Raw genomic sequence first — 12,802 nt, forward strand, 5'->3', positions numbered from 1 at the left:
GGCCGGGGGCTCGCTGACAGGCGTCCTGAGCCGGACCGGACGGTCCGATCAGAAGGTGATGCCGGTCTCGACCATGTAGCGGTCCTGCGAGGTGCGGTTGCCGGTGCGGCCGAAGCCGGTGCCGAGCGTGCCTTCCGCGAGGTTGCCGCGGGTGATCCCGCCGAGCTCGACGTGGGCGTACTCCACCCGGAAGAAGTAGCGGTCGAAGGTGAAGGTCGGCGTGACGGTCACCGAGAAGGCGTTGCTGCCGGCGCCGAAGCCCAGCAGGTTGGTGCCGCCCGACCCGCGGACGCCCGTCTGCTCGGTGTACTCGACGCGGCCGGCCAGGGCGAAGTTGTCGGTGAAGGAGTAGGCCGCCAGCAGCGCCCCGCCGTAGGTCGAGGCCGAGTTGGCGATCCCGACGCGCAGGTCACGCTCGACGTTGGTGAACTGGAAGTACGGCGAGATGATCCACGGGCCGTTCGCGTAGGTGTAGTTGATGTTGAAGATGCCGCTGTTCTGCTGGAGGTTCGGCGTCGCGAACTGGTAGCGCGGGCTGCGGTCGAGGGCGTTGGTCCGGCCGAGGTTCAGACCGCCGTTGACGCCGATCGTGTTGTAGTCGTCGAGCTTGTAGGCGACGTTGCCGGTGAACCACGAGATCTCGTTGGAGAAGAACCCGTCCGTGCCGGCGACCGACACCGAGAGCGGCCCGCTGCTGTAGTTGACCTGCACGCCCTGGTTGATGAAGTTCTCCTGCACGAACAGGAGGCCGCGGTTGATATTCAGGTTCTGGTAGGTGAACAGCAGCTCGGTGCCGATCATGGTGAACATCCGGCCGCCCTGGACCGACCATTCATCGTTGATCTGGATCTTGCCATAGGCGACCGGGACCGGGCCGAACAGGAGGTCGGTCTGGGTGAAGGTGCTGAGGGTGGGGAAGCCGAGCTGCGGGATCGAGTAGCCGCCGGCCTGGATGTAGAACTGGAACGCGCCCTCGGGCTTCTGGATGATGCCCTGCACGTTCGAGAAGTCGAACCGGGCCGCGCGGTCGCGGTCGTTGGGCGCCGCCGGGGTCGAGAACGACGCGAACGGGTTCGACTGGGTGTAGCCGTAGCCGGTGATGGCGCCGCCCACGTAGAGGTCGCCGAGCGGTCCGGCCGAGAAGCAGCTCGGATTCGGGTTGGCCTTGATCACGCCGCCGTAGGCCGGGCCGAGGAGCGTGGCCTTGCAGGGCTCGGCGGGGGGCGCGACCGGAACCGGCGCCGGAGCCGACAGGTCGGCCGCGAGGATGCTGGTCGAGGACAGCAGCACGGTGGCCAAGCCGGCCAGGGTGGATCGCTTCAGCATGGTGTCGCAGCTCGTTCGGGTTCGTCGACGGCCAAGCTGACATCGCGGGGCGATTGACACAAAATCAAACATAGAGCAGTTGCATATTTTTTGGGCAGTTCCGTATCGCTGATCACGTTCGATGCGGAAATGTGACTTTGCCGCCACAATTGTATCGGAACCCCGGCCTTTTCCTTCCGCGCAGGCCCGGAGGTCTTCCGCGCGGCGCCCCAATTCTACCGAGTCAGGCGGCCGGGCCGATCGGATCGCAGCGAAACCCTCCGAAGTCCTGCCGGGCCAGACGTTCTGCGAGCGCCGGCAGGAACAGCATCGCCTCATCGGCGAGGCGCCAGGGCGGGTTGACGACGATCAGGCCGCTGCCGGTCAGCCGCGTCGAGTCGTCCGGCCGGTCGATCAGCAGGTCGAGGCGCAGGGCGGGGCGGGGCAGGGCGGCCCCGAGATCGCGGACCATCCGGTCGAGGGCCGCGACGTCCTTGATCGGGTACCAAGCCAGGAACAGGCCGGTCGGCCATTTCGCCACCGCGCGGGCGAGATGGGCGCCGAGGCGCTCGATCTCGCCGGGCACCTCGTAGGGCGGGTCGATCAGTACGAGGCCGCGCCGCTCCGGCGGCGGGATCTGCGCGTTGATCGCGGTCCAGCCGTCGAGGTTCATCACCTTGGTGCGGGGATCGCGGGCGTAGCGGTCCTGCAGGGTCGCGGCGTCCGCCGGGTGCAGCTCGACGAACACGCCCTTGTCGCCGGGGCGGAGCGCCTCGCGGATCACGGCCGGCGAGCCCGGATAGGCGGTGGTGCCGTGTCGAGCGCGCACCGCCGCCACCGCGGCCCGGTAGGGCTCCAGCAGCGCTTCCACCTCCGGCGCGAAGGGCGCCGCCATCCGGCCCCAGCCGTCCCGCCACTCTCCGGTCCGGGCCGCCTCATCGGCCTCGAGATCGTAGACGCCGAGGCCCGCGAAGGCGTCCAGCGCCCGGAACGGCTTGTCCTTGAGGCGCAGGTGGTCGAGCACCCGCGCCAGGACGAGGTGCTTGAGGACGTCGGCGTGGTTGCCGGCGTGGAAGGCGTGCCGATAGTTCATGGCAGCGCGCTGAAGCCGATCCCGGGCGCCGGGTCCAGGGGCCGGCGTGCGAAAGGCGGAAAAAACTCAGCGCGCGGCGTCGAGGCTCACCTCGGGCGCCCGGCAATTGCCGCGGGCGACCTCGGGGCAGGGGGTGAAGCCGCGCAGGTCCTTGCCGAAGCAGATCCGGACCTCCTGCAGCTGCCCGCGGGTGCAGGTGACCGCCATCATGTCGGGGCGCAGGCCGCGATTGGCCGCCACGAACTGCCGGGCGATCTCGATCGGCGCGAGGGTCTGCGGCGGGGAGCCGCCCTTGAGCCCGTCGGGGATCGTCACCGCGAGCCGCGCCGCGCGGGCGGCCGCGAAATAGGCGGCGGGATCGAGGCCCGAGCAGGTGCCGTGCTTGCGCCACTCGTACCGCGCGAGGCCCTCGCTCGGGTAGACCTGCCCGGCGACCTCCATGGCCTGCCGGGTCGGCGCGCGGTTCACCGCCGAGCAGTTCTGCGGATAGCCGCTCGCGTATTGCGGCCACAGGCCGTGGACGACGAAGCCCAGGCCGCGCCCGGGGGCGCACTGGACGTCGTCCCGGCGGGCGCCCGGCCCCGCGCAGTAGGTCGGCGACCACGACAGGGCGAGGACGTAGAAGTCGAAGTCGCCGGGCGCGCCGCGCCGGGCGAAGCCGCCGTAATCCTGGGCGGCGGCCGGGGCGGCGGCCGACCCGGCGAGGAGCAGGCCCACGAGGCCGGCGGCGCGCCCGCGCATGGTCAGGGACGCGCCATCCGGCAGGCGGTGGCGTAGGCGTAGGAGAGGTCCCGGTCGAGACCGTGGATGCAGAACTCGACGCCCCAGGTCGCGCCGATGATCCCGAGGCTCTCGCGCACCGAGTAGTCGACCTTGCGGCGGACCCCGTCGGAGGTGGTCACGGTCGCGGTGCAGAACCGGCGCGGATAGGTGTCGAGGCCCCAGGGCCGCCACGCGGTGCGCTCGATCGTGTCGAAGGACAGGATCGTCATCGACGAGTTCCAGAACTTCGCCTCCTTCTCGGCGAAGTTGGTCGAGACCCGCTCCAGCACCGACGGGTCCTGGCAGCCCGGGATCTGCGCGTCGAACGGGAAGATCCGCTCCTCGGCGGGCTCGATGTCCTCCCGGGCCGACCGGGCGAGCGCCGGCTGGGCCAGGGCGAGAAGGGCCAGCCCGAGGGCGAAGCCGTGAAGAACCGGGCGCATGGCGCGTGCCTCGACGGATGTGCGATCCTGCATCCGCGAACGATGGCTTCGCCGCGCCGCCAGTCAAGCTCCGGCAGTCCCGCGCCGGCGCTTTGCCGGCCTGTGCGGCGCGGCCGCTACAGTCACCGGTCGGGGCGCGGCGCGGGATCGGCGCCCGGCCGGATCCGGCGCCCGGCGCGAGCCCCGCGGGTCGCGCCCGCCTCTCAGTAGATCGGCTCTGCGCTCGGCGGCGCGCCGAGCTGCAGCGGCTCGTCGTACTCCTGCGCGGGCTCGTCGTGGGCGGCGGCGACCCGCGGTGCCGGCCGCACGGGCGCCGTCGCGGTGTAGGCCGAGTCCGCGGCCGGACGGTCGAGGGGCCGGGCGGGCGCACGGGCGACCTGGGTCGCGCTCCCGGCCTTCGACATCGGCGACACGCCGTAGGGATCGTCCTCCTCGACGTCCACCGGCGCCTGAGGGCCGGCGGGCTGGCGCTGCGGCGGGATCGGACGGCTCAGCGGCCGCTCGGCCCCGGTGCCGAGCTGCGGCGTGAACTTGATCAGCGGCTTGCAGATCCGGCGCAGACCGCGCGGGTCGTGCCGTGCGAGATCGACGTGGATGTGATCGTAGTGGAACACGTTCGAGCCGGGCGCCAGCACGGTGGTGAAGCGCTGGCAGGCGCCCAGGAAGATCTCGCGCAGGAAGCCCTGCTCGGCCTCCGTGCCGCGCCAGCCGCCCTTGACGGTGATCACGTGGCCGTCGGCGAGCTTGATCGACATGACGTCGATCGCGTTCCCGAAACCGTGCTCGGAGAGCTTGGCGCCGGGCTGGTTGTTGCGGCCGCGGCAGGAATAGGAGCCGGCGTTGATCTCGGCCACCGGCACGCCGAAGTAGAGGTTGGCGGCCGGCTGGATCGTGTCGGCGAGCCACGCCTCGGCCTCGGCCAGCGCCGGGCAGCCCAGCGTCATCCGCTGCTTCAGCAGGACGGAGCCGCCGCCGAGCCGCGTCACCCGGAAGGGCTGCTGCATGCCGCACGGCCCCGGGCCATCCATCGCCGCGATGGGCGTGATGTACTCCGAGGGCTCGACGAGCTTCTTGGCCAGGCAGACCTGCTCCGCCTGATCGCGCCACGGTTCACGTCGCTCGAAATGATTGATCGAGCACGCGGTGAGGCCCGCACCGAACAGCGCAAGGGCCGAGAACAGGGATACGCCACGCCACATGACCCGGACGATGCGCACGGTCGCGTAAAGCGTTCGTCAACGGCGTTTCGGGAATGCCGTCGGCTGTGGCGTCTCGGTTGACAGCGCCACGGACCGCGGACTGAATGCATTATGCTCTCGCTTCTCGACCTCCGCGCCCGCATCGAAGCCGGCACCCTGACGCCCGCGGGCGCGATCGACCTGTGCCGCGCCGCGATCGCCGCGCGGGAGCCGGACCTCCGCGCGCTGGTCACCCTCGACGCGGCGCCCGCGATCCCCGAGGCCGGGCCGCTCGCCGGCATCGCGGTCGGCGTGAAGGACATCATCGACAGCGCGGGCCTGCCGACCCAGATGGGCTCGCCGATCTACGCGGGCTGGAAGCCCCGGGGCGACGCCGCGGTCGTGAGCCGGCTGAAGCAGCTCGGCGCCGTCGCCCTCGCCAAGACCACCACCACGGCCTTCGCCAGCAGCGATCCGACCGAGACGGTCAACCCGCACGATCCCGGCCACACGCCGGGGGGCTCCTCGGCGGGCTCGGCCGCCGCCGTCGGCGCCGGGATGCTGCCGCTGGCCCTGGGCACGCAGACGGCGGGCTCGGTGATCCGGCCCGCGAGCTTCTGCGGCTGCGCGGCGGTGAAGCCGTCGTTCCGGCTGATCCCCACGGTCGGCGTGAAGACCTACTCGTGGGCCCTCGACACGGTCGGGCTGTTCGCCGCCGGGGTCGCGGACGTCGCCCACGCCCTCGCGCTCGTCACCGGGCGGCTGGAGATCGAGCGGGCGGAGGGGGGCTCGGCGCCGCGCATCGCCGTGGTGCGGCAGGATTTCGCCGGCACCCCCGAGCCGGAGGCCGAGGCGGCGCTCACCCGCGCCCGGCAGGCGGCCGAGCGGTCCGGGGCGCGGGTGAGCGACCTCGCCCTGCCGACCGAGCTGGCGCAGGCCTGGGAACGCCACCGCCTCATCCAGAACTACGAGGGTCGGCTGGCGCTGGCCTGGGAGTACGACACGCAGGCCGACGCGCTGCCGCCGCGCACCCGCGCCCATCTCGATGACGGGGCGACGATCAGCCCGGCCCAGTACGATGACGGGCGCCGCCACGGCCATCACGCCCGCCGGGTGCTGAAGGGCCTCTTCGCCGATTACGACGCGATCCTGACCTTCTCGGCGCCGGGCCCGGCGCCCGCGACCCTGGCCTCGACGGGCGACCCGCGCTTCAACCAGCTGTGGACGCTGATGGGCGTGCCCTGCGTGAACGTGCCGGTGCCCGGCCACCGCCTGCCGGTGGGCGTCCAGGTGATCGGCCGCTTCGGCGACGACGGCCGGGCCCTGGCGGTCGCCCGGATGATCGAGGCCGCGCTGCGCGGCTGACCGGCCGCCCGCGCCCGTCGACGGCGCGGGCGCCCGGGGCGCTCAGCTGCTCGGCTGCTCGTGGAGCGTGTCCTCCACGTAGAGCTGCTCCAGCAGGACCTTGATCACCGCCATCAGCGGCAGGGCGAGGGCGATGCCCCAGAGCCCGAAGATCACGCCCAGGATCAGCTGGCCGGCGAAGATCGTGGCCGGCGGGATGTCGAGCGCCCGCTTCTGGATGAACGGCGTCAGGCCGTAGCTCTCCAGGCACTGGACCGCGAGATAGACGCCGATCGCGCCGATCACCGCCTTCGTGCCCGAGGCCAGGGCGGCCAGGACGATGACGAGGCCCGCCACCAGCGGCCCGACCGTGGGCACGAAGGCGAGCAGGCCCGCCTGCAGGCCGAGGATCAGCGCGCCGCCGATGCCCAGGAAGGCGAGGCCGGCCCAGGTGCACAGGAAGATCACCGCCATGATAATCAGCTGGCCGAACAGCCAGTGGCGGAGGGTCTCGCCGGCCCCGTCGAGGACCTGGCTGGCCCGCCAGCGCTTCGCCGGCGGCACGAACCGGACGACCCCGTCCCGGTAGGCCTTCGGGTCGGCCGCGAAGGCGAGCCCCAGGAAGGCGATCACCAGCACGTTGCCGAGGGCGTCGAACAGGCCCAGGATCACCGCCGCGGCCGGCCCCAGGACGCTGCCGGCATCCGACACCATCGAGCTGCCGCCCTTCAGCAGGCCGTTGGCGAGGCCGCCGAGCCCCCCCTCTCTCTGGCCCGCATCCGTCGAGCCGTCCTTGCCACCGCCCTGCGGCGCGAGGCTCGGCACGTCGATGCCCCGCTCCGACAGCCAGCCCGTGACGGTTCCGGCCTGATCCTTGATCGTCGTCCCGAGGTCGCGGCCCTGCTGGACGATGGTGGCGCCGCCGTAGCTCCCGAAGCCGATCACCGCGGCGGCGACCGCGAGGCTGGCGATGGACAGCCGCAATCCTCGCCGGAGGGGCAGGACGCGGCCGAGCCCGCGGGTCAGGCCGTCGAGGAACACGCCGAGGAGCACCCCGGCGAAGATCAAGAGGAGCGTGCCGGCCGACATCCAGGCCAGGGCCAGCGCCACCACGAAGCACACCACGGCGATCCCCGAGGCCGCCAGCGGTGCGGCCCCGCGCCAGGGCCCGACGGGACCGTCCAGTTCCTGAAGGCTGCTGTCCGACATCGTCGCTCCTAAACCGCGGGCTCACGAACGCCGCGGGCTCTCATGGGTCAAGTCCGCCGGCCGGCTTCTGTGCAATCCGGGGTGGGGATGCGCGTCCGCGCGTCGTCCGCGCGTCGTCCGCGCAAGTCGCCGGACCGCAGGCTCCGGCCGCCGGGAGCCGCACTGTCGGCACCGACGGCGACCGACAGGGTCCGCCTCTCGGCCCGGGCCGGCCCGTCGACACCGGCCATCGGCCCGGCGGCGTGGTCCGTCCCGGACTCGCGCGTCGGTGCCGCGGGCGCGGCCCCGATCATCGCGCCGATCGTCGAGCGCCCTGGGGCAGCCTGAGCGCGACCCCGGGCACGGCCATCAGGCCCAGCGGCCGGCCGCGGCCTCGTCGTGGGCCGCCGCCTCGACCCAGCCGCCGGTCGTGCCGTCGGCGAGGTGCTCCCGCTTCCAGAACGGGGCGCGGGTCTTGAGGTAGTCCATCAGGAAGTCCGCGGCCTCGAACGCCGCGACCCGGTGGCTCGCGGCGGTAACCACCAGCACGATGCCGTCGCCCGGACGGACCAAGCCGTGCCGGTGGATCACCCGCAGGGCCTGGAGCGGCCAGCGCGCCATCGCCTCGTCGGCGACGCGCCGGATCTCGGCCTCGGCCATGCCGGGGTAGTGCTCCAGCTCGAGGGCGGTCAGCCGCCCGCCCTCGTCGCGGCACAGGCCGGTGAAGGTCACGACGGCGCCGGCCCGGCCGCCCAGCGCGGCGCTCAGGCCGGCGATCTCGGCCGCGGTGTCGAAGGGCTCGGCCTGGATGCCGACGCTCGGGACGGGGGCGCTCATGGCCCGATCCATAGGAGTCCCCGGCTTCGCGGACCAGCCCCGTCCCTGTCACACCCGGTCCCGCCTCTATATGACACGGTCCGTCGCGCCCTGCCGGCCCGGCGCGCGGCCCGCCATCGTCCGGATGTCCCCGCGCGCTCCGGACGGCGCTGGAGAAGGATACCCGCGTGACCCCCGACCTGATCCTGCCCTACGACGGCGAGCAGCCGGACTTCGTCAGTCGCCCCGTCTGGTGCGGTCGCGGCAGCACGGTGATCGGCGCCGCCCGGATCGGCGCGCAGGCCTGGATCGGCGACGAGGCGGTGATTCGCGCGGACGGCCAGACCGTCACCCTCGGCGACCGCTTCTGGCTCGGCCACCGCTCGACGGTGCACATCGCCACCGCGACGCACGGCACCCGGTGCGGCGACCGGGTCACGGTCGGGCGCAACAGCGTGGTCCACGCCTGCACGCTCGGCTCCGACGTCGTCGTCGAGGACGACGTGGTGATCCTCGACGGCGCCGAGGTCGGCGACGGCGCGGTCCTCGAGGCCGGCGCGACGGTCTTCCCCCGGGCGACGCTGCCCGGCGGCTTCGCCTACGCGGGCAGCCCGGCCCGCCCCAGCCGCGCGATCGGATCCGACGAGGTCGCCGAGCGGGCCGAGCGGTTGCGCGAGCGGATGGGCGACGGGCCCGCGCTCCCGGCCGGGGAGGCGCTGGAGGTCGAGGACAGCGTCTTCGTGGCGCGCACCGCCCGCCTGCGCGGGCGGGTGAGCCTCGGCGCCGGCGCGAGCGTGCTGTTCTGCTGCGACCTCAACGCGGAAGTCGGACCGATCGTGGTCGGCGCGGACACCAACATCCAGGACAACACGGTGATCCGCACCCGGGCGGACGGGGTGGTGATCGGGCGAGACACGACCATCGCCCACAATGTCCGGATCGCCGATTGCCGGATCGGGGCGCGGGCGCTGATCGGCATCGGCGCGACGATCGCGGCCGGCACCCTCATCGCCGACGACGTCATGCTGGCGGCCGGGGCCACCACCGATCCCGGGCAGATCCTGGAGGCCGGCTACCTCTGGGGCGGCCGCCCCGCCCGCATCCTGGGGCCCCTCGACGCCGAGAAGCGGGCGATGATGATCCGCATCGTCGAGGGCTACTGCCGGCACGGCCGGGAATACCGGGCCGCGCAGGAGGCGCTGGCCTGACGGCCCGCCGTCAGTGCTGCAGGATCTTCGACAGGAAGGTCTGCGCGCGCTCGGAGCGGGGGCTGCCGAAGAACTCGTCCTTCCGGGCGTCCTCGACGATCTCGCCGCGGTCCATGAAGATCACCCGGTCGGCGACCTTGCGGGCGAAGCCCATCTCGTGGGTCACGACCATCATGGTCATGCCCTCCTTGGCGAGCTCCACCATCACGTCGAGCACCTCGCCGACCATCTCGGGGTCCAGCGCCGAGGTCGGCTCGTCGAACAGCATCACCACCGGGTTCATGGCGAGCGCCCGGGCGATGGCCACGCGCTGCTGCTGACCGCCCGAGAGCTGCCCCGGGAACTTGTTCGCGTGGGCGCCCAGACCGACGCGGGCGAGCAGGTCGAGGCCGCGCTTCTTCGCGTCCTCGGCGCCGCGGCCGAGCACCTTGCGCTGGGCGATGGTGAGGTTGTCGGTGATCGACAGGTGCGGGAACAGCTCGAAGTGCTGGAACACCATGCCGACCCGCGAGCGGAGCTTCGGCAGGTTGGTGGCCCTGTCGGCGACCTTCGTGCCGGCCACCGTGATCTGGCCCTTCTGGAAGGGCTCCAGGGCGTTGACGCACTTGATCAGGGTCGACTTGCCCGAGCCCGAGGGGCCGCAGACGACCACGACCTCGCCCTTGGCGACCTGGGTGCTGCAGTTCGTCAGCACCTGGAAGTCGCCGTACCATTTGCTGATGTTGTCGATGGCGATCATCGTCTCGCCGGGGGCCACTGCCTGGGCGCCGGAGATCAGGCTGCCCGGCTGCAGGCCGGCATCCTTCGGCGCGTGGCTGGCATCGGCGACGGGTTCGGCGGCGGTGGGGGCCGGCATCGGGGACGAGGTCATGACACGGTCTCCAGTGTCGGTCAGCGGATGATGGCCACGCGGCGCTGCAGGCGGCGCACGAGGTACGAGGCCGAGAAGCAGATCGCAAAATAGACCACGGCGGCGAAGACATACATCTCGACGAGACGGCCGTCGCGCTGGGCGACCTTCGAGGCGGCGCCCATGAAGTCGGTGAGCGAGAGCACGTAGACCAGCGACGTGTCCTGGAACAGGATGATGGTCTGGGTCAGCAGCAGCGGCAGCATGTTGCGGAAGGCCTGGGGCAGGATCACGTTGCCCATGGTCTGCCAGTAGTTCATCCCGAGGGCCTGGGCGGCGGCCGTCTGACCCTTCGGGATCGACTGGATGCCGGCGCGCATGATCTCCGAGAAGTAGGCCGCCTCGAAGGCCATGAAGGTGATCAGGGCCGACGGGAAGGCGCCGACCTGGATCGGCGTCGAGGATCCGGTCAGGTAGGCGCCGATATACGGCACCAGGAAGTAGAACCAGAAGATCACCAGAACCAGCGGCAGCGAGCGGCAGAGCTCGACGTAGCCCTTGGCGACGTGCCACAGGCCGGGAATGCCCGAGAGCCGCGCCATCGCCAGCAGCGTGCCGATGATGACGCCGCCCACGGCGGCCATGGCGGTGAGCGTCACGGTGAAGACCATGCCCTGACCGAACAGGTAGGGCAGGGACGAGACGATGACGGAGAAGTCGAAATTCGAGAGCATCGGGGCCTGTTACCGGTGGCCGTCGGGCGGGGTGGCGGAGCGGAAGCGGGCGGCCCTCAGCGCTGGCCGGGGATGGCGACCGCCTTCTCCAGGAAGGTCGCCGCCGTGACGACCACGAGGTTGATGATCACGTAGAGGATCGTCGCGGCCGTGAAGGCCTCGAACACCTGGAACGAGAATTCCTGCATCGAGCGGGCCCGGGCGGTCAGTTCCAGCAGGCCGATGGTCAGCGCCACCGACGTGTTCTTGAGATTGTTGAGGAATTCCGAGGTCATCGGCGGCAGGATGATCCGGTAGGCGTTGGGCAGCAGCACGTAGCGGTAGGTCTGATAGGTGGTGAAGCCCATGGCAGTGCCGGCCATGCGCTGGCCCCGCGGCAGCGACTGGATGCCGGCGCGGACCTGCTCGGCCACGCGCGACGCGGTGAAGAAGCCGAGGCAGACCACCGCCGTGTAGAACGGCGCGTCCGGCAATTGCTTGATCGCGTCGCCGATCCGGGTCGGGACCACTTCGGGCAGCACGAAGTACCAGAGGAACATCTGCACCAGCAGCGGCACGTTGCGGAACAGCTCGACATAGGCCGTGCCGATCGCGTTCGCGGGCTTCGACGGCAGGGTGCGCATCACGCCGATCAGGGAGCCCAGGAAGAAGGCGATCACCCAGGAGCAGAGCGCGGTCGTGATCGTCCACATGAGCCCCGAGAGCAGCATGTCGAGATACGTGCCGTTGCCCTCCGGCGAGGCGTCGAAGAAGATCCGCCAGTTCCAGTTGTAGTTCATCGCGCCGCTTCTACTTTGAACTTATAGAGACGCACCGCGGGCCGGAGCCCGCGATGCGCATCATGGCATGAAACCGGACCGAACGGGTCTCAGTAGGCCGCCGGATCGGGGCTCGAGATCGGGGTCGTGAACTGCTTCTTCATCTCCGCGCTCATCGGCAGGTTGAGATTGATGTTGCGCGGCGGGATCGGCTGGGTGAACCACTTCTCGTAGAGGGCCTTGCCCTCGGGGCTCGTGTAGAGCTTGGCGGTGGCGTCGTCCGCGACCTTCTTGAACTCCGTGTCGTCCTTGCGGAGCATGATGCCGTAGGGCTCGGGCTTCGACAGGGCCTCGGTGGAGATCTCGTAGGCGGAGGGGTCCTTCGACGAGGCGGCGAGCGAGGCGAGCAGCACGTCATCCATCACGAAGGCGGCGGCGCGGCCGGTCTCGACCATCAGGAACGCCTCGGCGTGGTCCTTGGCCGGCAGGATCGTCAGGCCGAGCTTGCGCTCCGTGTTGGCCTCGTTGATCTGCTTGATGTTCGTGGTGCCCGAGGTCGACACGACGGTCTTGCCCTTCAGGTCCTCGATCGTGTGCAGGTTGGCCGACTTCTTCGAGACGTAGCGGGTCGCGGTCAGGAAGTGCGAGTTGGTGAACCACACCTGCTTCTCGCGCTCGGCGTTGTTGGTGGTCGAGCCGCACTCGAGGTCGATCGTGCCGTTCGCCATCAGCGGGATGCGGGTGGCGGAGGTGACCGGGTTGAGCTTCACCTCGAGGTTCGGGAGGTTGAGCTTGGCCTTCACGGCGTCGGCGATCTTGTAGCAGATGTCCATCGCGTAGCCGATCGGCTTCTGATCGGCGCCGAGATACGAGAACGGCACGGAGGCGTCGCGGTAGCCGATGACGATGGCGTTGGCGTCCTTCACCTTCTTGAGGGTGCCGGTCAGCTCCTGCGCCCGGACGCTCATCGGAGCGAGGGCGAGGGTCAGGCCCAGCGCCGCGGCGGCGCCGCGGCGAGCGATATCAGACTGCATCGGTACGGAACTCCTGGATCGGGCCGAACGACATCGGCCGGCGGCGGGGTACGCGGGCCCGCCCGCTCGGGCGACGCCTTTGCAATGAT

The 12,802-nt window shown here is 71.1% G+C and carries 13 protein-coding genes; 2 read left to right on the top strand and 11 right to left on the bottom strand.

Features of this window, described 5'->3' with window-relative positions:
• Nucleotides 1-48: 48 nt before the first annotated feature.
• The 5 genes from BMY19_RS17525 to BMY19_RS17545 form a co-directional block, all read right to left on the bottom strand.
• Nucleotides 49-1,326: a porin gene (locus tag BMY19_RS17525; protein ID WP_020094215.1), complete on the bottom strand. Its 1,278-nt coding sequence runs from the start codon at nucleotides 1,324-1,326 to the stop codon at nucleotides 49-51.
• 223 nt (nucleotides 1,327-1,549) lie between these two features.
• On the bottom strand, nucleotides 1,550-2,398 hold the full coding sequence (rlmJ, locus tag BMY19_RS17530) for a 23S rRNA (adenine(2030)-N(6))-methyltransferase RlmJ (RefSeq protein WP_100252434.1): 849 nt from the start codon (nucleotides 2,396-2,398) through the stop codon (nucleotides 1,550-1,552).
• A 66-nt stretch (nucleotides 2,399-2,464) separates the two neighbouring features.
• Nucleotides 2,465-3,139 (bottom strand): ribonuclease T2 family protein, encoded by a 675-nt coding sequence (locus BMY19_RS17535; protein WP_100252435.1) that lies wholly within the window; start codon nucleotides 3,137-3,139, stop codon nucleotides 2,465-2,467.
• A 2-nt stretch (nucleotides 3,140-3,141) separates the two neighbouring features.
• Nucleotides 3,142-3,603, bottom strand: a complete 462-nt coding sequence (locus BMY19_RS17540; RefSeq protein ID WP_020094218.1) for a hypothetical protein — start codon at nucleotides 3,601-3,603, stop codon at nucleotides 3,142-3,144.
• A gap of 203 nt (nucleotides 3,604-3,806) precedes the next feature.
• Nucleotides 3,807-4,802 carry an extensin-like domain-containing protein gene (locus BMY19_RS17545; RefSeq protein ID WP_100252459.1) on the bottom strand — a complete coding sequence of 332 codons (996 nt, stop codon included), beginning with the start codon at nucleotides 4,800-4,802 and terminating at the stop codon, nucleotides 3,807-3,809.
• A 111-nt stretch (nucleotides 4,803-4,913) separates the two neighbouring features.
• Here BMY19_RS17545 and BMY19_RS17550 point away from each other — a divergent pair, with 111 nt between their 5' ends.
• Entirely contained in the window at nucleotides 4,914-6,146 is a 1,233-nt protein-coding gene (locus BMY19_RS17550) for an amidase (protein ID WP_091979102.1), read from the top strand.
• Nucleotides 6,147-6,188: 42 nt separating this feature from the next.
• Here the strand turns inward: BMY19_RS17550 and BMY19_RS17555 are convergent, their stop codons facing one another.
• Nucleotides 6,189-7,334 carry an AI-2E family transporter gene (locus BMY19_RS17555; RefSeq protein WP_020094221.1) on the bottom strand — a complete coding sequence of 382 codons (1,146 nt, stop codon included), beginning with the start codon at nucleotides 7,332-7,334 and terminating at the stop codon, nucleotides 6,189-6,191.
• Between the two features lie 348 nt (nucleotides 7,335-7,682).
• Nucleotides 7,683-8,150, bottom strand: a complete 468-nt coding sequence (locus tag BMY19_RS17565; protein WP_020094223.1) for a molybdenum cofactor biosynthesis protein MoaE — start codon at nucleotides 8,148-8,150, stop codon at nucleotides 7,683-7,685.
• Nucleotides 8,151-8,317: 167 nt separating this feature from the next.
• On the opposite strand from BMY19_RS17565, the gene BMY19_RS17570 reads away from it, so the two are divergent.
• The gene (locus BMY19_RS17570) at nucleotides 8,318-9,337 is read left to right on the top strand and encodes a gamma carbonic anhydrase family protein (protein ID WP_100252437.1); all 1,020 of its coding nucleotides are present in this window, start codon (nucleotides 8,318-8,320) and stop codon (nucleotides 9,335-9,337) included.
• 10 nt (nucleotides 9,338-9,347) lie between these two features.
• On the opposite strand, the gene BMY19_RS17575 is transcribed toward BMY19_RS17570, so the two are convergent.
• The 4 genes from BMY19_RS17575 to BMY19_RS17590 form a co-directional block, all read right to left on the bottom strand.
• A complete protein-coding gene (locus tag BMY19_RS17575; protein ID WP_100252460.1) occupies nucleotides 9,348-10,076 on the bottom strand; it encodes an amino acid ABC transporter ATP-binding protein in 729 nt (242 codons plus the stop codon).
• A gap of 152 nt (nucleotides 10,077-10,228) precedes the next feature.
• A complete protein-coding gene (locus tag BMY19_RS17580; RefSeq protein ID WP_100252438.1) occupies nucleotides 10,229-10,921 on the bottom strand; it encodes an amino acid ABC transporter permease in 693 nt (230 codons plus the stop codon).
• A 56-nt stretch (nucleotides 10,922-10,977) separates the two neighbouring features.
• Nucleotides 10,978-11,700, bottom strand: a complete 723-nt coding sequence (locus tag BMY19_RS17585) for an amino acid ABC transporter permease (RefSeq protein ID WP_100252439.1) — start codon at nucleotides 11,698-11,700, stop codon at nucleotides 10,978-10,980.
• Between the two features lie 89 nt (nucleotides 11,701-11,789).
• On the bottom strand, nucleotides 11,790-12,713 hold the full coding sequence (locus tag BMY19_RS17590) for an amino acid ABC transporter substrate-binding protein (RefSeq protein WP_100252440.1): 924 nt from the start codon (nucleotides 12,711-12,713) through the stop codon (nucleotides 11,790-11,792).
• Nucleotides 12,714-12,802 lie beyond the last annotated feature (89 nt).

It is taken from the genome of Methylobacterium sp. UNC300MFChir4.1 (assembly GCF_900110155.1).
GTDB lineage: Bacteria > Pseudomonadota > Alphaproteobacteria > Rhizobiales > Beijerinckiaceae > Methylobacterium.

Coding starts and splice junctions, on each gene's coding strand:
- BMY19_RS17525 (WP_020094215.1), bottom strand. CDS start 1,326: ATGCTGAAGCGATCCACCCTGGCCGGCTTGGCCACCGTGCTGCTGTCC.
- rlmJ (WP_100252434.1), bottom strand. CDS start 2,398: ATGAACTATCGGCACGCCTTCCACGCCGGCAACCACGCCGACGTCCTC.
- BMY19_RS17535 (WP_100252435.1), bottom strand. CDS start 3,139: ATGCGCGGGCGCGCCGCCGGCCTCGTGGGCCTGCTCCTCGCCGGGTCG.
- BMY19_RS17540 (WP_020094218.1), bottom strand. CDS start 3,603: ATGCGCCCGGTTCTTCACGGCTTCGCCCTCGGGCTGGCCCTTCTCGCC.
- BMY19_RS17545 (WP_100252459.1), bottom strand. CDS start 4,802: ATGTGGCGTGGCGTATCCCTGTTCTCGGCCCTTGCGCTGTTCGGTGCG.
- BMY19_RS17550 (WP_091979102.1), top strand. CDS start 4,914: ATGCTCTCGCTTCTCGACCTCCGCGCCCGCATCGAAGCCGGCACCCTG.
- BMY19_RS17555 (WP_020094221.1), bottom strand. CDS start 7,334: ATGTCGGACAGCAGCCTTCAGGAACTGGACGGTCCCGTCGGGCCCTGG.
- BMY19_RS17565 (WP_020094223.1), bottom strand. CDS start 8,150: ATGAGCGCCCCCGTCCCGAGCGTCGGCATCCAGGCCGAGCCCTTCGAC.
- BMY19_RS17575 (WP_100252460.1), bottom strand. CDS start 10,076: ATGATCGCCATCGACAACATCAGCAAATGGTACGGCGACTTCCAGGTG.
- BMY19_RS17580 (WP_100252438.1), bottom strand. CDS start 10,921: ATGCTCTCGAATTTCGACTTCTCCGTCATCGTCTCGTCCCTGCCCTAC.
- BMY19_RS17585 (WP_100252439.1), bottom strand. CDS start 11,700: ATGAACTACAACTGGAACTGGCGGATCTTCTTCGACGCCTCGCCGGAG.
- BMY19_RS17590 (WP_100252440.1), bottom strand. CDS start 12,713: ATGCAGTCTGATATCGCTCGCCGCGGCGCCGCCGCGGCGCTGGGCCTG.